At 43.4% G+C, this 17,663-nt stretch carries 10 protein-coding genes; 3 read left to right on the forward strand and 7 right to left on the reverse strand.

What is annotated here, in order from left to right:
• Nucleotides 1-2 precede the first annotated feature (2 nt).
• From ACR32F_RS25850 to ACR32F_RS25865, 4 genes are all read right to left on the reverse strand, one after another.
• Nucleotides 3-1,511 carry an extracellular solute-binding protein gene (locus ACR32F_RS25850; protein ID WP_440112141.1) on the reverse strand — a complete coding sequence of 503 codons (1,509 nt, stop codon included), beginning with the start codon at nucleotides 1,509-1,511 and terminating at the stop codon, nucleotides 3-5.
• An 18-nt stretch (nucleotides 1,512-1,529) separates the two neighbouring features.
• Complete coding sequence (locus ACR32F_RS25855) at nucleotides 1,530-2,417, reverse strand: carbohydrate ABC transporter permease (protein ID WP_017692544.1); 888 nt, start codon at nucleotides 2,415-2,417, stop codon at nucleotides 1,530-1,532.
• A gap of 13 nt (nucleotides 2,418-2,430) precedes the next feature.
• Entirely contained in the window at nucleotides 2,431-3,417 is a 987-nt protein-coding gene (locus ACR32F_RS25860) for an ABC transporter permease (RefSeq protein WP_440112143.1), read from the reverse strand.
• A 288-nt stretch (nucleotides 3,418-3,705) separates the two neighbouring features.
• The gene (locus ACR32F_RS25865) at nucleotides 3,706-6,114 is read right to left on the reverse strand and encodes an AraC family transcriptional regulator (protein ID WP_440112146.1); all 2,409 of its coding nucleotides are present in this window, start codon (nucleotides 6,112-6,114) and stop codon (nucleotides 3,706-3,708) included.
• Between the two features lie 272 nt (nucleotides 6,115-6,386).
• Here ACR32F_RS25865 and ACR32F_RS25870 point away from each other — a divergent pair, with 272 nt between their 5' ends.
• The 3 genes from ACR32F_RS25870 to ACR32F_RS25880 all read left to right on the forward strand — a co-directional run bounded on the left by ACR32F_RS25870 (nucleotide 6,387) and on the right by ACR32F_RS25880 (nucleotide 11,033).
• Nucleotides 6,387-7,742 carry a dipeptidase gene (locus ACR32F_RS25870; RefSeq protein ID WP_440112149.1) on the forward strand — a complete coding sequence of 452 codons (1,356 nt, stop codon included), beginning with the start codon at nucleotides 6,387-6,389 and terminating at the stop codon, nucleotides 7,740-7,742.
• 969 nt (nucleotides 7,743-8,711) lie between these two features.
• Nucleotides 8,712-9,287 carry a TetR/AcrR family transcriptional regulator C-terminal domain-containing protein gene (locus tag ACR32F_RS25875; protein WP_440112151.1) on the forward strand — a complete coding sequence of 192 codons (576 nt, stop codon included), beginning with the start codon at nucleotides 8,712-8,714 and terminating at the stop codon, nucleotides 9,285-9,287.
• Between the two features lie 159 nt (nucleotides 9,288-9,446).
• The gene (locus tag ACR32F_RS25880; protein WP_440112153.1) at nucleotides 9,447-11,033 is read left to right on the forward strand and encodes an oleate hydratase; all 1,587 of its coding nucleotides are present in this window, start codon (nucleotides 9,447-9,449) and stop codon (nucleotides 11,031-11,033) included.
• Nucleotides 11,034-11,240: 207 nt separating this feature from the next.
• On the opposite strand, the gene ACR32F_RS25885 is transcribed toward ACR32F_RS25880, so the two are convergent.
• The 3 genes from ACR32F_RS25885 to ACR32F_RS25895 all read right to left on the reverse strand — a co-directional run bounded on the left by ACR32F_RS25885 (nucleotide 11,241) and on the right by ACR32F_RS25895 (nucleotide 17,314).
• Nucleotides 11,241-11,612: a hypothetical protein gene (locus ACR32F_RS25885; RefSeq protein ID WP_440112155.1), complete on the reverse strand. Its 372-nt coding sequence runs from the start codon at nucleotides 11,610-11,612 to the stop codon at nucleotides 11,241-11,243.
• Between the two features lie 112 nt (nucleotides 11,613-11,724).
• Nucleotides 11,725-14,472 (reverse strand): hypothetical protein, encoded by a 2,748-nt coding sequence (locus ACR32F_RS25890; protein ID WP_440112157.1) that lies wholly within the window; start codon nucleotides 14,470-14,472, stop codon nucleotides 11,725-11,727.
• Complete coding sequence (locus tag ACR32F_RS25895; protein WP_440112159.1) at nucleotides 14,456-17,314, reverse strand: P-loop NTPase fold protein; 2,859 nt, start codon at nucleotides 17,312-17,314, stop codon at nucleotides 14,456-14,458. Before ACR32F_RS25895 ends, ACR32F_RS25890 begins: the two co-directional genes overlap by 17 nt.
• Between the last annotated feature and the right edge of the window lie 349 nt (nucleotides 17,315-17,663).

Below are 17,663 nucleotides of genomic sequence, written 5' to 3' on the forward strand. Positions count from 1 at the left end.
ATCTACTTCAGCGCAGCGTACAGCTCATTCACTTCGTTGACGTAATCATCTCCACCATTGCTCTTCCACAGTGCAACAGCATCTGCGAATCCTTTCTCGTCAATCTGGCCCACGATATATTTGATCCGCGCATCATTAATGATGTTGTCCAGCTGCGGCCCCTTCTGGGCATATACATCGGAGATCAGTGGTTCGCCAGGATTGGCGACAACAATCTCCTCATTGGCTTTTTGTACCTGTGCAACCTTCTCCCGGACAGGTGTCTGTTCCACGCGAAGCGTTTTGTCCTCCGGAATAAACATCAGGATCTGGTTCAGCCCCTGCACGTCTCGCAGCGCCAGCTTGTCGGTGGTCGGAACGATGTAATCCCCTTTTTTCTCATACTGCTTGCCTTCCAGACCATTGCCCAGCAACGCCTGCAATTCAGGTTCATTGAGTTGATCCAGGAAGCTCAGCACCTTCTTCAGTTCTTCTTCGGTTTTGACACTGCCTTTGGAGATCGCAATCATTCCGGAATATCCTGACGTTGGCATGTCACGCAGCCCCTTCGGACCTTCCATCGCTTGCAGCACGTCCACACGTCCTGTGGCCGCTGGATCTTTCTCAAGGATCTTCTGGTCCATACGTTGCGCGTTATCTGCCACATCGACCATGACACCCGCCTGCCCGTTCACAAAAGGATCAGGCAGTTTGGTCGCATCCATTACCGCGAAGTCCTTGTTTACCAGACCTTCGCTATAGATTTGGCGGAAAAATTTCAGCGCTTCCATGTACTCTGGTGTCTCATGGGCAGGAATCAGACCGCCTTGAGCGTCATCTCCCCATTTGTTGGGGGCACCGAACCAGACCTGCATGTTATCCCATGGACCGGTGAATTTGCTCGCGACCAGACCGTACGTATCATCCTTGCCATTCCCGTCCGGGTCGTCCTTCGTGAACGCTTTTAACACATTGTAGAACTCATCAATGGTCTTTGGCTCTTCCAGCCCCAGCTTTTCCAGCCAGTCTTTGCGGATGGTCACGCCATTACGTCCCAGTGGGCGTGCCCGGTAGATGCCATACGTTTTGCCATCGATGGAAGCATTGTTGGTGATGATGTCATTCATCTGACTCAGGTTCGGATAGTCTTTCAGATAAGGGTCAAGTTCCCAGAATGCCCCTGTTCGGGCTGCATTGATGAAACTCGGTGATTTTCCCAATACCACCATAATCTGAGGAAGCTTGCCTGAGGCCAGTGTGATATTAAATTTATCCTCATAGGAGCTGCTCGGTACCCACTGCAGATTGACGTCCACCTTGGTTAATTCCTCCAGCTTCTGGATGACAGGGCTATTATCCGGCGGATTCTCCGCTTCAAAGTTCGGAAGCATGATGGTAATCTGATCCGTTCCCCCTCCGGCTGCTTCTCCCGAGCCTTTTTCGCCTGTCGAGCATGCTCCCAGAATCGTACTAAGTACCAGTGACGCAGAGAGTAGCAATGCACCTTTTTTGAATCCCGTTTTTTGTCCCATACGTTCTCCCCCTTGGCTTTAGCCTTTGATTGAACCTAACATGACACCTTTGGCAAAATGCTTCTGCAAAAACGGATAAACCAGCAAAATCGGAATGGTACCCACGACGATGACCGCCATCTTGATCGACTGCTCTGGTGGCTGTACAAAATTGGGGTCCATGTTCGCCATATCTCCGACACTGGCCTGCGAGAGCAATACAATCTGTCTCAGCATGACTTGCAGCGGCCATTTGTCACTGTCGGAAATGTACAGGAGTGCCGAGAAAAAGTTGTTCCAGTGTCCAACGGCGTAGAACAAGGCAAACGTGGCAATCACCGGCTTGGATAAGGGCAGGACAATTCGCCAGAGTACCCCGAGATCCGAACAGCCGTCGATCCGGGCCGCTTCCTCCAGCCCGGGCGGCATTTGCTGAAAAAAGTTTTTGACCACTATTAAGTTAAAAGCGCTGATCGCGCCAGGAAGCATAAGGGCCCAGTAAGAATCAAGCAGTCCAAGTCCACGAATAACGAGATACGTCGGAATCATGCCGCCGCCGAACAGCATGGAGAAGATCACCATGTTCATCATGACGTTACGGCCCCAGAAGTCGCTTCTGGACAGTGGATAGGCCATCGTCAGTGTGAAAAACAGATTGACCAGTGTACCTGCCACCGTAATGAAGATGGAAACACCAATGCTGCGGAAAATCGTGGACGAAGAGAAAATATACTCATATGCGCTGAAGGAAAACACTTTCGGGATGAGGAAAAAACTGCGTTCGGTAATCTCGGCTTCCGTTGCGAAAGAATTCCCTATAATATACAGGAAAGGAAGGACAGTTAATATGCCCAGAATGCCCAGCATGACGTAATTGAAGATATCAAATACCTTGCCGGCAGGGCTGTTGTATAGACGGCTGTTCATTGGGCGCTCCTCCTTAATAAATACCGGGATGACCAAACTTTTTTGCAAGTTTGTTACTGCCGAGCACCAGAATGATGCCCACCACCGACTTGAATAGTCCAACAGCGGTACTATAACTGAATGCACCTTGCGTAATCCCTACCGTGTACACATACGTATCAAATACATCTGCCACATCCCGGTTGAGAGAGTTCGTCATCAGGTAGATCTGCTCAAATCCGGTATCCAGAAAGTTCCCCAGTCTGAGAATGAGCAAAATGACTATGGTCGTACGAATGGCTGGAAGCGTGATATGCCACATCCGCCGCAAGCGTCCTGCGCCATCCACAATGGAAGCTTCATATTGCTCGGTATCCACACCCGCCAGTGCAGCCAGGAAAATGATCGTTCCCCAACCCATCTCCTTCCACATCATCTGAATAATAATGAGCGGACGGAAGGAACCCGGACTTGCCAGTACATCAATGGGTTTGCCTGTAATCCAGGCGATCAGGTCGTGCAACACCCCGCCTTGCGGGGTCAGAAACACGTACGTAATACTGGCGATAATAACCATGGATACAAAATGGGGTACATAGACCAGTGTTTGAATCGTTCTTTTGAAGAAAGCGACCCGAATTTCATTTAATAACAAGGCGATAATGATCGGTGCCGGGAAAAAGAATATAAGATCATACAGGGCAAGGACCAGTGTATTGCGTAATAATCGGAAGAAGTCCGGATTAGAGAAGAAGTTCGTAAAGTTCTCCAGCCCGACCCACTCGCTCTCACGGATACCCAGAAAAGGCTGGTAGTCCTGAAAGGCAATGACGATCCCCCACATGGGCAAGTATTTAAAGATCACAAAGTACAAAAAACCGGGAAGTACAAGCACATATAACCATTTGTTTCGCTTGATCTGCCTTTTCCAGTTGGACTCTCGTTTCCTTGTCCTTGTTGCTATATCCGCTTGAGCAGTGGCTGTGGCGTTTCCATTCCAATTCGTCTTCCCGTTCATCATGTCTCCCCTCCTCTAATGATGTAAGCGTTATCAATTAATCTGATACTCAGACTATACAGTCGATCTTTTTCCGGCAACCTTCATTTTTTGCATCACCCCGGCACGATGGCCGGAAAGCCCGCTATAACGCCATTTTCACAAAATATTGAACTTAATGTAGCAGGCAGAATTGCACATTTTTGCAGGTTTATCCTTCTTTGTTTTGGAGGAAAAAAAGAAAAAAAACGGCATCCGCTAATGCAGATACCGATCCAAGCTGGCAGACGCATAAACGTCTATCGTCTAATGTTATTGTGCATACCACTGGTCCCGATACTGACTTGGCGTTACCCCCTCCTGTTTTTTGAAAATCCGATTAAAATAACTGTGCTGATATCCTACAGCCGCTGCAACATCATTGATCTTCATCGTTGTCTCACGTAGCAGTTGCTTCGCCGCATCCATTCTCGCACTCGTCAAATAATCTATAAAATTGATGCCTGCTACCTGTTTGAATGCCTTGCTCAGTGCATAAGGTGTCATCTGCTCCGCGTCAGCGCAGTTTTCCAGCGAAATATCGTTTCGGTAATGCCTATTGATATACATCATCGTACGCTCCACCACCAGCTTCAGCGGTTCCTGAGATCGCACCTCGATCTCTTGTACATAGGGCAGAAATACCTCATGGATCATCCATTGCCGCATCTGTGCAGATTCGCGAATACCGGATAGTCGCTCATACATATTGCAACCACCAAACAGCTTATAGGGTGTGACCCCCGTTTGCAGCATCATATGCTGAACACTCCCCAGTAATTGAAGCATCATCTGCTGCACCTGGAATTCGGTACTGCCCGTCCGCGTAATCTCCCTCATGAATTGCTCCAGCACACGTTCCGATTCGGCTTGCTTGCCCAGCCTGACCGCCTGAATCAACTCGCGTTCCAGCCCCAGCGGATAGGATGCTCCCTCGTTTCTACGGAAGCATTGCTCATCCTCCAGATCGAGAATCTGGCTTCCTTCCTCTACACTGCGATAGGCCACGGCCTGTTCCATCTCGACGAATCGTCCGGGTAGTTCCTGAAGTGAAGCTGCCGGGCGGCTGACCATCAAGGTCACCTTCATTTTGAGTGTTCGTCCAATGACCTCCACCAGCTCCTGCCCCCATAACAACGCTTGTGACTTCACAGGTTCGTCCTGGGGAGCGATCACAAGCATGGCTGAAGACAGGTCGTGGAAGTTCATGACGCTAATTTGCCTGAAATAATTTTTGGCTACTTCCTGGGTGATATTCACGGCCGCAAAGGTAACCAGCCCCGTGTCCTGGCTGCCAAATCTGCCTTGCAGCTGCTCATATCCCGTAAAATACATCTGCACCAGCAAAAACTGCTGGCCCTCCAGCTCGAATCCCAGATTACGCATCCGCTGCTGGAGATCCTGCTCGTTATAGGCGTACAGATGCCCCTGTACGAGCTGTAATACAAAGCTGTCGCGCAGATGGGGAAGCTGCTCCTGTAATTGGCGATGTGCCGTGAGACTCCGGGAGGTCAGTTCGTTCCACTGCTGCTCCAGCAGCTCAAACTCGTCCAGCTTCGCATGGGTTGGTGCTGCTTCGTTTCTGCCAGGCGTAAGCAGATGCAGCATCCGCGCTACAGGCGAATAGATTCGGCGGGAGGCAAACCAGGATAACAGTAACCCCAGGATGAGACTGCCTGCACTTGCAAAGACGATAATTTTGGATACCAGCTTGACCGGCGAAGTAACCGATGTCAAAGGCGCTGCGGAGACGTAGGTCCAGTCCGAATCGATCCGACTTAATGAGCCGTACGAGACGGAATAGGTCTGGTCTTCATACCGGAACAGGAATGAGCGGCTGTCCGCATGCAGGGCCACTTCTTCTTTTAGCTGCTGTTCAAAAGCAGGATTCTCTCCCGCCGTTCCCGGATTACCGGTAACCAGTGTGTTTCCTTCCTGATCCATAAGGAACGTTAACCCTTCGTCATAAGGAGTAAGCGTTTTCAATAAACTGGCGACTTTCTCGTTATCCAACGTAATCATTAGTGCACCAAATGGATTGATGCTCTCACCTGGGATCTTATGTACAAGAACCAGTGCATCACTCGCATCCGTATGCAGCAAACTGTCGTTCCACCTGGATGACGCAGCAGCACTGCTTATATCAGGTCTCCAATCCGTCCAGTAGACGTGGTTACCCATGGACAGATAACGATCGTATGCCTGTACCTTCTCTTCATCTTTCAATTCGGTGTAGTCCCGATTAAACAAGATCGGCTTCGGTTCCTGCAAATATAGCTGCGCTGACTTAATCAGCGGGTGAGAACCTTGCAACACATATAATGTAGTCACAATCTCCTGCGTTTCATTGAAATAATACACAAAATCCAGCGTTCGCAATGTATTGCCAAACCTGGGTTCAAAAGCCCAATGGGATAGGTTCATCTCCAGATAAGCCAGTTGGTCATCCACATTGCTTGCCCGGTTCTCGATCTGGTTCTGATGCATCCGATTGAATTCAGTCTCCATCCGGCCAACGACCTGTTGATACATGACGATCCCTGTGATTAGCCCAGGAATGCTGGCAATGAGTAAAATAAGCATTAAGCTGTTTCGATAAAATCGTCCTTTATGTCTTCCTGCTCTTAACCTGGATAACCGCTTGAGTCTGCCAGATATTCGATCTCGCCTAGTCGGTTCCATCGGTGCTCACCTGCCTGCTTGCATAGGGTCTGACTGTCATGGAAACTTCCTCAACTCCCCTGTTGGATAGTGGACATTGCAGCATTTTGCAACATTTGGATGGGATACAAAATACATATGAGAATATAAGGATGAAATCCTTTTCCTGTATTATACGCACAATCTTCAGGTGAATGAAACGGTGCGTTAGCGATCATTTTTTAACCAATGTTTTATTAACATGGCAAAATGGATTACAATGAGAGAAAGCAAACATGAAGGAGGCCTTTTTAATGAAAGAACAGACTTATTTCGAACAAAATAGAGAAAAAAACCTGGCAGAACTGAATGAATGGTTATCCATTCCGAGTATTTCCGCCATTTCAGCGCATAAAGAGGATATTAATCGTGCAGCACAATGGGCAGCAGATGCGCTCACCCGTGCAGGCATGGAAAACGTAGAGGTCATTCCAACGGCCGGACATCCGATTGTCTATGCAGATCACCTGCACGCACCCGGCAAACCGACGGCTCTGATCTATGGACACTATGATGTACAACCTGTCGATCCGCTTAACCTGTGGGACACACCCCCTTTCGAACCAACCGTTCGTGATGGCAAGCTGTATGCCCGTGGTGCAACGGATGACAAAGGACAGATCTTCATACATATCAAGGCAGTAGAAGCGATGCTTGCCGAAAACAAGGAACTTCCGGTTAACGTCAAGTTCTGTATCGAAGGCGAAGAGGAAATCTCCAGCCCGAACCTGCCCATCTATCTGAATGAAAATACAGACAAGCTGCGTGCAGACATGGTACTGATCTCGGATACGTCCTTGCTTGAAAAAGGAAAACCTGCAATCTCCACAGGCCTGCGCGGCCTATGCTCGCTTCATGTAGATCTGAACACAGCCAATACCGACTTGCACTCCGGTTCATTCGGCGGCGGTGTACCAAACGCACTGCATGCACTCGTGTCCCTGCTTGCTTCACTGCATGATGAGCAAGGCCGTGTGAGTGTAGACGGTTTCTATGACGGCGTTCTGCCACTATCTCCTGAGATGAGAGAAGAATTCGTGAAGCAGGGATTCAATGAAGAACAGCTTCGTCAAGACCTCGGGCTGGAGCAATTGTACGGCGAAGAAGGCTACTCGTTCGTGGAACGTGTTGGCGCTCGTCCAACGCTGGAACTAAACGGCGTATGGGGTGGTTTCCAGGGTGAAGGCAGCAAAACCGTTATTCCGAAGGAAGCTCATGCCAAAATTACATGCCGCCTTGTGGCGGACCAAGATCCACAGCATGTGCTGGATCGCATTGAGGCCCACTTGCGTGCTCATGTTCAACCGGGTGCAACGCTGCATGTGAAACAGATCGAGAAGGCTTTTGCATTCAATACCGACCCTACCGATCCGATTCTGCAAAAAGCAGCGGATGCGTATGAGAAGGTGTATGGTGTGCGTGCCCTCTTTACCAAGGATGGCGGCTCCATTCCAATTGTCGAGAAGCTCTCACGCGTAATCGGTGTACCAGCCGTGATGATGGGCTTTGGTTTGCCGGACGAAAATCTGCATGCACCGAACGAGCACTTCAACCTGGAGAACTTTGATAAAGGGTTGTTGACGATTGTTGAGTTTTTGAAGAGTTTATAAAAGTTAAAAAACACGCTTACACGGAGGTCACTACGCGGGGAGAATAAGCTTCCGATCGCTGTTATCCCCCGATTTCTTTGATTCCCTTTTCTAAAGGAAGAAATCCGGGGATAAAGGCGAACGCTCCGCTTCTTCAGCTTTTTTTCTCCACACTCCGTTTAACGTGTAAATTATTTATTCAATTTCATAAGAGTAGAGATAGGATTACTAACAAGCTTGCGCGGACGGAGTAGACGTTCCGGTGCCGAATCGTTCTTTCGATCGCTGTTATCCCCGGATTTCCTTGATTCCCTTTTCTAAAGGGAGAAATCCCAGTGATAGTTTATGCTTCCGAAGTAGCTTTCTTGCAGAAAGCTTTTAGGCGAACGCTCCGCTTCTTCAGAATCGATTTCGTCCCCTTCACTACGTTGCAGCTTCTCGCAGACTGATTTTAAGATTGAGCCTAACTTTTAATGGGTTAGTGTAATAGAGATCACAAAACGACGGCCTTCGGGTCGTTTTTTTGAATTTATTTTGTCTCGATCATTAAGTTGTAGCTTTCGCCATGACTGTTTTTTTAGATGGAGTCTTACTTTTAACGCGTTAGTATAATAGAGAGAACAAAAACCATGGCCTTTGGGCTGTTTTTTGTCTCCATCACTTCGTTATAGCTCTTCCTATGACTGATTTTATAGACGGAGTCTCACTTTTAATGGGATCATGTAATAGCGATAACAAAACGACGACTTATCGGGCCGTCTGTTTGAATCGATTGATATCTAGAATCGACCCTGATGGACTCATGCTACGTATCGTATACGATGATAGTCAATAACTTCAGGATATGTCTCGATGGGAGGATCTTTTCGAAGAGCCGCCTACTTGTTGACTTGCTTATACTCAGCGATTTCGCCGCGGGAATTCTGCTAGCAGGTTATATACCTGCTATTGCACCCTAGCAAGCCTAATCCAAATGATGAGGTGAATGATGTGTCTGCTTCTCACCTGACTAAAAATGCGCTGGCTCACTCGCTCAAATCACTGATGGAGCACACGCCGTTGAACAAGATTACTGTCAAACATTTGGTTGACCATTGCGGAGTGAATCGGCAAACCTTTTATTATCATTTTCAGGATATTTACGCGCTGCTTGGGTGGATCTATCAGACTGAAGCGGTGGAGAGCCTTACGGAGTACCGAAGCTACAGCACATGGACGGACGGATTCTACAAAATCTTCTGTTACATCGAGAACAACAAAGCGTTCTGCTGCAATACACTCGATTCGCTTGGACGGACTCACCTGGATGTATATCTCTATGACGTAACCTATGATTTGGTCATGGGTGTCATTGATGAGTTGGCCTGCGGGATAAAAGTTCGCAGCGAGGACAGACAATTCGTTGCCAACTTCTATACGCTGGCTTTCACTGGACTGATTATTCAGTGGATGAGAGACGATATGAAGGAACCGCCGAAAAAGATTATTGAGAAGCTCAGTGAGCTGATCGAAGGCAATGTCCTGAGGGCACTGCACAGGTACGAGAATAAGCTGCCATCCGCTTAAGGATGTGCAGCTTTTTTTCGCATGTGATCTAAGCCTTGGAATTAGTAGACACTCTTCCAAAAGTGACCAAAAAATAGACACTCCCGTTCTTTTGACCATACCTTACTGCACCCGCAGGGTTTACATTAGGGATGTGACTACAGTACCTTTTGGAGGCGAATGATCGTGAAGAAAGAACACGGTAATAAACAGGTCTATTTTGTAGGCGGCGGCATTGCATCTTTGGCGGGTGCAGCTTATCTTGTCAGAGATTGCGGCTTCCCCGGACAACACATTCACATTATCGAAGAAATGTCCATTCTCGGTGGCAGCAATGACGGCGCCGGTAATCCCGAGCAAGGATATATCATCCGCGGCGGGCGGATGCTCAATGACGAGGCCTATGAGAATCTCTGGGAGCTGCTGGCTTCCATCCCTTCCATCGAGAATCCCGGCAAATCTGTCAGACAGGAAATCACCGAATTTGACGATGCCAATCCCACGCATTCCAATGCGCGGCTCATCAACCGTGATGGCAAGGTCGAAGATGTATTATCCATGGGTTTTGATATGGCCGACCGGCTGGCGATGGGCAAGCTAATCATTACTCCTGAAGACACGCTGGGTAAACTGCGAATTAACGACTGGTTTGGCCCTCATTTTTTCAAAACCAACTTCTGGTATATGTGGGCAACCACCTTTGCCTTCCAGCCTTGGCACAGCGCTGTGGAATTCAAAAGATACATGCTCCGATTTTTTCACGAATTCCCGAGAATTCAGACCCTGGAAGGTGTCACCCGCACACCCTTCAACCAGTATGACTCGATCATCCTGCCACTGCATAACTACTTGGAACCGTTCGGCGTAGACTTCACGCTGAAATGCACGGTCACTGATCTGGACTTTAAAGACGGCGATGGCATTACAGTAAGTCGGATGCATGTGCTCAGAGACGGTGAAGAGGAAGTCATTGACATCCACGAGGGCGATCTGGTCATTGTCACGAACGGTTCGATGACTGAAGGGGCCGACATCGGCTCCATGACTTCTGCCCCAAAACTGAACGGCAAGGGCAGTTCATGGAAGCTGTGGGAGAACATTGCCGCCAAGAAACCGTTGCTGGGCAACCCTTCATCTTTTAACGATCATGTGGATGAGTCCAAATGGGAATCGTTCACCGTCACCTTCCAGGATTCGATCTTCTTCGATCTGATGGAGAAATTCACGCGCAACCGTGCGGGTACCGGTGCTCTGGTTACTTTTAAGGATTCCAGCTGGTTCATGTCTGTAGTTCTAGCCTTCCAGCCGCATTTCCGCGGTCAACCGGAGCATGTCAAGGTGTTCTGGGGTTACGGGTTGTACCCGGATAATGTTGGCGACTACGTGAAGAAAAGAATGTGCGATTGTACCGGGGAAGAGATTATGCAGGAGCTGATCGGTCATCTTCATTTTCAGGAACATCAAGAGGCGATCATGGCTACCGCCAACTGCATTCCGTGCATGATGCCTTACATTACAGCGCAATTTATGCCCAGACTGAACAGCGACAGACCAAAGGTTGTACCTGAAGGCTCCACCAACCTGGCCTTTATCAGCCAATTCTGCGAGATTCCCGATGACGTGGTATTCACAGAAGAATATTCAGTCCGGGCAGCACGTATCGCCGTCTATACCCTGCTTGGTGAGAACCGTCCGATTGAGCCGATCAACCAGTATCAGTATGATGTCCGGACGCTGTTCAGCAGCTTTGTGACTTCGTTTAGATAATCCTTTCAGTGAGTAGAGCATAATGTAGTGAATATGTGTACACAACTCAAAAGAGAGAGCTCCGTTCTTAATGACGGGGCTCCCTCTTTGAAACCAGTATTGGCCGAGCATGTGTGACACGTTGGAGCGTTAACAGTCACGACTCCTCGAAACGCTTCTTGTTACCAAGCTCTTATTACCTTATTACATTTACATCTCATACTCTTCTTAGGTGCGGAAAGTTGTGAAATTCAGCATGTGCACAAGCTGCATCATATGTGTGATCTCCTGCTGAACTTCGGAGGTGTCTGATCCGGCCATCGCCTGATTGGCCCGCAGCGTTCTGCGGGTATTCAGCATACCATCGATCAGTTTCAAGACCGTGTTGCGTCCACGATGATCAACAATCATATATTTTTTGCGCGCATCCAGCTCTACCCATACGATATTACTGAATGATGTGAACAGGTGTCTGCGGTACTGCTCCATATCGGTCTCATTATAGTGCTCGCCATAAAAGGCATAATACCCGTGCACTTGCAGCTTCTCCGCCAGCTCTGTGATGAATGGGTCGAATTCGAGCATAGCGTTACGTTCCATGTTTCACGCCTCCGTTACGCGTGATCCGCAGATCCCGTCTTTTTTGAGATCTATTTTAACACATTACAGGGGCCAAGAATAATACAGTGTTTGTAATTTGAAATATTGAATTTTAATTTGAGTAACTAGGGGCATCTAATGCGTCTATAACAGAATCCAGTGCACGGATATAATCTACGTTACTAATATTTCCCCGGATAAATGAGGTGTCCATTCCAGACTTTCTCAACTTTTCGATCCAAGTCAACGCAGCCTCTCTACCAATACCTCTCTCCAGCATTCCATAATACAGATAAGCAATTTCATTACTCACATTGGTATTAAAAACCATTGGATCGTCCGAATTGATATTTATCTGAATATTGGAAAGATCGTCATTTGTGGGAGATTGCAATTTAAATAGTTGGTTGCCAAATATGGAATCCATCTCACCGATGGCTTCGTTAGATGAAGGATTAACCTCTACTATGATACCCTGTCTAGCGATCTTTTGTACTAGGTAATCTTGCATATCCTCAGTCATTTTTCCCTCAACTCCCGTGGTGTTCATGTGGACAGGCTCCATCATCGTTTTCAAATAGCTCTGACAGTGGTAAGCTAACAGTAACGTATCACTATTCCATAAATTGACCATATGCATCTCATGAACACACACAGTAGATTGATGAGTGATTTGTTTCTCTTGTGTTATAGGATAAGCACTTTTTCTCGCTTCATCGACTGAAAAACATACATCGTTAAATCTCTTCTGATAAACCTCATATAGTAAATGAACAGTTAATCCTGCCGTTACTCGGAAAACTGATTTGGCAAGTGTATAAATCTTTTGCTCTAAATAAACATATGTTTTAGAATCGAGATCTGCCAACTTACTGTAAACACCCCAAATCCATAACAGATTATCTAAATATTCCCCTCGAGGTAAAATTACAACTTTATTTTTATGCACCCAGCTTGATACATCCACTCCTAGGGCAATACCATGACCGATTCTATCGCCAGAATGAAGCTTGCAATAATCGATAACCTCATCAATCCGCCTTAAACCAGAATTCAAATGCCTAAAATCTTCTCCAGCATGAAATGTAAAGAATAGACTCTGATTTTTCAAAAGAAATCCATTCTGATCAACAACTCTAATTGAATCATGATCACTATTTCTCGCTTTTTCAAACACAGGGGCAAATACTTGAACAGGTGTACTATTTTCCAAACTTGCTGCATCAAGTCCAACAATAAAATTGGACAAATGAGGGATTCGTTTGCGCAAATCAGTCATTAATTTAACTTGATGAAGATAAGCTTGTTGCACCTTACCATAATGAAGATGCTTAATGGTATTTTCGTTACTAAAAACAAAGCTACTCCAACACTTATCCGTATCATCAGATTTTTTTAGTAGATGGTAAACAATACCTATCTTAGGGAATTCAGCAGCAATATCACTTCTAACATTATAATCCTCCTCGAGAATGGATTTATAAGCTTTAAGTACCTGCATGATTTCCTGCTTAATTTTCTGCTCTTTATCATGGATAGATATCCGTATTTCAACTTTCTTTAAATAAGCATTCTGAAACAAAGTCCTAAGGAGACTGGAATAATAATCTTCCTTTCTATTAATCCCACGAGTAGCCCTAGCAAAATATGATCTAAAAAAATCAAGCCCCTTGATCGAGGTCGATTGTGTAATTTGCTGATAAAATTCATTCTTGATTGCAATGTATTTAAAGAATGGAGAGAAAAACTGATCAAATATACGAGTATCGCTATAAATCCTATCTTTAAATATCATGACCTGTTGTAAAAAAATGTTCTCTGCATAGGTCTTAATATGTTGGTGTGAATTGAAGATAGAAAATAGTATATCATGTTTCCTATCTCCGTCATCTAAGCCAAAATGTTTTTTTAGTTGCTCAATTATTTGGGCCAGTTCATTTGTCTCCTCGAATACAACTGTCTGTTCTGATAAAATCGCTCTCAGTGTCCCTAAATCATCTAAATCTTGGTATCCCTCAAGCCATTCCAATAAACCTATTGGATTTTGATAACTCTCAACCTCAGATAAATACTGGGCTAAAATCATTCTAAGAATCTGAGCTATAAGGATATAAGTATGAACTTCCGTCGAAACAGCCAAATGATTTGTTTCAAAGCGTGCTAAGAACTGTTCAGTCTCTTTATTATTCATCACCAATTGCCATAAGTAAGAAAAATTAAATGCTGCTGATGCATGTACGTGATTCTCAGAGACACCTCTTTGCATAACATCATGCAGCGAGGCATCTGCGAGATTAATGTGCTGATACACTCCAGTCAGCTGTTCAGAATCCTCAATCTTATTAACTGAATAATGGATTGCAACCAAAAGATCCATTGGAATTAGACGGCTAAGAGTATGAAAAAAGTGGACTTTGTCTAATTCCTTATATTCTGACCAGAATCCATCATATATTGTATTGCTTCTCTCATTCCGACCATTCTTCCAGTACTTGAACACAATTTCTCCATCACGATGAGAGATAAAAGCCTTGGCAAAGGAATCTAAAATTTTAAAATAGTATTTGTAGATACTTATGTCCAGTCCACAATGGATATTTGAGAAGAATGGATAGAATGACTCAAGCATGAGGTTGATCTCATCCAGACTGCCCGGCTTACATTTTAACAGCATGTTGGTATGAAGTATTCTGTACAGCTGCTCCTGACTCTTCCTTAAAATTTTGCTTTCAAGTAAACCCCTCTCTGTATTAATTCCTTCTGCAAGTTTCAATACATGATTTTCTTTTTGTACATAAAACGCTAAATCTTTAAAGGGAAACAGAGCCACATTAAGTAAAAGATTAATTTTTCTCAACATCTTCTTCTCCAGATGGCTCAATAGCTGTTAAATCTTGTCCAATTTGCTCTAAATCTCGCTGAACACCGGACTTAACATCTTCAAAGGCCTGTTCAAGTTGTTTTTGTAGAATCTCTTTGGCTACTTGATATTCCTGATCTTCCTGTATAGATGGGTTAACTCTCTGTAAATGTACGGCAAGCTCCCTTAATAGATAGTACTGTTCAGGCTCATTCATGAATAACATGCGAGGATTAAAGTAGACTTCATTCCTTAAGGTACTTAGAAAACTGCTTGCCTCCATTCGGCCATACCACACTCGATTGTTCTGTGATAATTGTTGAACTTGAGAGAATATAGCCTTATAATTATTTACACTCATTTCATTACCAAAATTTGTTATTTTTTTGATTTTTTCTTTTGCTATACTGTATATTGTCTTATCTCCGCCACTTATACTATTTTGGAATTTTTTATATCCAGAAGCAAAGTTCGGTGAAAACTGCAGATTATAATTCCCCTGTTTTAATTTCTGTACAAAATCCGTTCCTATTTTCTTAATTATTTTATCTATTAATTGCTTAATAGTTCTATTATAATAATCGATTTCACTGTTCTCTTTGTTAATCTTTATCAGCGTATTGTAATCTTTGTTGGATTTGAACTTAATATCATCCAAAAATTTAAATATTTCCGGCTCATACATCACTCTTACCAACGTGTTAATGATTAATATTTTTGTTGCATCAACATCCATATACATATCGGAAATTTCTGTTGTATCAAAATTGCTATAAAGTTCACCAAGTAACTTTATTCCTGTTTCCACTTGTGATAAGACTGGTTGGAATAGTTTTTCAACAAAGGAATACCTAGAAGAAGTTGAGCATACATCATTCAGAAAATTTAAGCTTACAGTTATTTCATTAATATCTTCGTTATATGACTTGTAATACAATTCGTGTAAAAAAGTATTATCCTTTTGAGTTATTCTAAATATACACATAAAGACAAATCTTTCTTTTTCAATTCGTTCATCTGAGAAATAATCTTTATAGTAATAAGATTCCATCTTCGTTTGAGTTAATAATTCATCTATCAAAAGCATTCCTGTTTTTATTTTAGTATGTGCGGTAATACCTAGTACAACGTAGTATAAATAGTATTTCCGTGAATAATATAGATAATTACTATAAGGTAATGGTATTTCTTCATTAATTTTAATCTTTCCGAGTCGTTCAAATACGGCCCTCTTTAAATCGTTATATGAAGTCTCATTGAAACGTATTTTCGGTAACAAAGAACGAACCAATTCTCCAATTAACGTTACTGCCAGCATGATGTCTTGATCATTTCCAGTTGCTGCTTCATAATCAATAAAAGTACTTTCAACTTGATCTCCCCAACGGAAAAACTTATCCATAAATTCACGCTGTTTAACGGCCAATTCAGTAGAGGATAGTATAATGGTGTCTACTAAAGCTTTGACCATCTGAAAAAGTCTTCGTTCCTGCTCCTCTTTTGACAACTCTTTATATAAACTGCCTGATGTAAATTCATTAATCTGATGAACGTGATAATACACATTCACCAAGCCTCTAGGTTTTTTATCAAATATAACATAACTGTTTTTTACCGGTAATTCTTCGCCCTCCCTATCATTTTTCGATTCTTCTACATATGAAAATATACTTTCATTTCCCATCAGTTTACTTAACTGAGACATTAATGTGAATTCACCGAATGAAAAATAAGGAATTGTGCTTGTATTCCAATTCACCAATTGATGACGACGAGCAGGCGGGATAATTTTTTTTAAATATTCATGTGACAGGTTCCATTTCCGTTGTAATATAGTCATGTTATTAATATCTATATCTGTATACTTATTTTCACCTTTGTCTAAAGTTAGCTGTGCTTTAGCTCTGAATTTAGCATTAGGATACAAGTTACTAAGATGCAAATTTTCATCTTGGAGAAGCGCGGTCGTCAAAGATTCTGTTAAAATATCGTAATCACCTGAAAGTACAGTCACTATATTAGGGTGATTGGCGTATTGTAAAATAGAATCAACCACCTCCCGTGTCTTGGTCGTTTTCAAATCGATATCATCAATAAAAATAAATAGAAGAATTCCTTGTACATCACTAAAAGCTTGTTGCTCATTATATTCTTGTTGTGTATGTATAAGTGTATCTACAAGGCTCCGTAGTTTATGTTTGAATTCTATATCAGGAATTAACATCCGAGAAGATTTTTTAATATGCGTGGCTAAGTCGTCATAATTTTGGGTAAGTAACATTCTATATTCGCTCTCCGTATACAGATGATACTCAATTAATTCGTTCATTTTAAGGCGTAATGGGTTATTAAGCTTGAATACACAATTATTGAAATATTTAGAGAACTTTCCTTCTTTCCCTGCATTACTCATTTGTTTCTCTATCTTCTTTAATAACTTGTCCACTTCTTTCTCCAATAATCCAACAATTGAACCCATAATTTTTGTATTGTCACCAAAATTGTCAGGTTCTATGATCGGTAAAATAATATTAAACATTCTCTGGTTCTCATCAGATAAGTGGGCTCTGAGAGTATGAATTGCAGAGGTTTTGCCTGTTCCCCTTGCTCCAAAAATGCCTATGGTATTGTTGATTTCCTTTTTTGAACTTAAATCATCTAACTGATAATCATTTTTCCCCTTTAAAGTTTCAACATTTTTTACTGTAGCAATTCTGATCGTTTCAATATGTTCTTTCATTAGCTCATACGTAGGCATAATTAAATCTATCTGATCTTTAAGGTCACGAGCCCCTATATATACTTCCACATCTTTTTCTTTCTTATCCTTATTTGTTAACATAAGAAATACTCCCCTTCTAATTATAACTTCTTAAATAACTCAATTATGTTGCACAAAAATATTGTACTGTAAAATTAAGATTCATACTCAATTTACGTTTGTTGGCAATATCTTTTTTCCTCAATTCATTGAGGAAAAACACAGTATATTACTAGTTGAAAAATCAGGAAAAGTTGAATAAGCAAATCAGTATTCATCTCATCTCAAGTATCCCTACTACATTAATGATTACAGTTAAACTGGTCAAACAAGGAGAAAGTAGCATAATCGTTTTAAATCAACAAATTTTTAGGATGTATCCTTCTCTGAAACTACTTATAATTTAGCACACCTGTATATACACTCCTCA

Source organism: Paenibacillus hebaui, assembly GCF_051934385.1.
GTDB lineage: Bacteria > Bacillota > Bacilli > Paenibacillales > Paenibacillaceae > Paenibacillus.

Excerpts from the sequence above, each read along its gene's own strand:
- ACR32F_RS25850 (WP_440112141.1), bottom strand. The coding sequence starts at position 1,511 with ATGGGACAAAAAACGGGATTCAAAAAAGGTGCATTGCTACTCTCTGCG.
- ACR32F_RS25855 (WP_017692544.1), bottom strand. The coding sequence starts at position 2,417 with ATGAACAGCCGTCTATACAACAGCCCTGCCGGCAAGGTATTTGATATC.
- ACR32F_RS25860 (WP_440112143.1), bottom strand. The coding sequence starts at position 3,417 with ATGATGAACGGGAAGACGAATTGGAATGGAAACGCCACAGCCACTGCT.
- ACR32F_RS25865 (WP_440112146.1), bottom strand. The coding sequence starts at position 6,114 with ATGGAACCGACTAGGCGAGATCGAATATCTGGCAGACTCAAGCGGTTA.
- ACR32F_RS25870 (WP_440112149.1), top strand. The coding sequence starts at position 6,387 with ATGAAAGAACAGACTTATTTCGAACAAAATAGAGAAAAAAACCTGGCA.
- ACR32F_RS25880 (WP_440112153.1), top strand. The coding sequence starts at position 9,447 with ATGATCGTGAAGAAAGAACACGGTAATAAACAGGTCTATTTTGTAGGC.
- ACR32F_RS25885 (WP_440112155.1), bottom strand. The coding sequence starts at position 11,612 with ATGGAACGTAACGCTATGCTCGAATTCGACCCATTCATCACAGAGCTG.
- ACR32F_RS25890 (WP_440112157.1), bottom strand. The coding sequence starts at position 14,472 with ATGTTGAGAAAAATTAATCTTTTACTTAATGTGGCTCTGTTTCCCTTT.
- ACR32F_RS25895 (WP_440112159.1), bottom strand. The coding sequence starts at position 17,314 with ATGTTAACAAATAAGGATAAGAAAGAAAAAGATGTGGAAGTATATATA.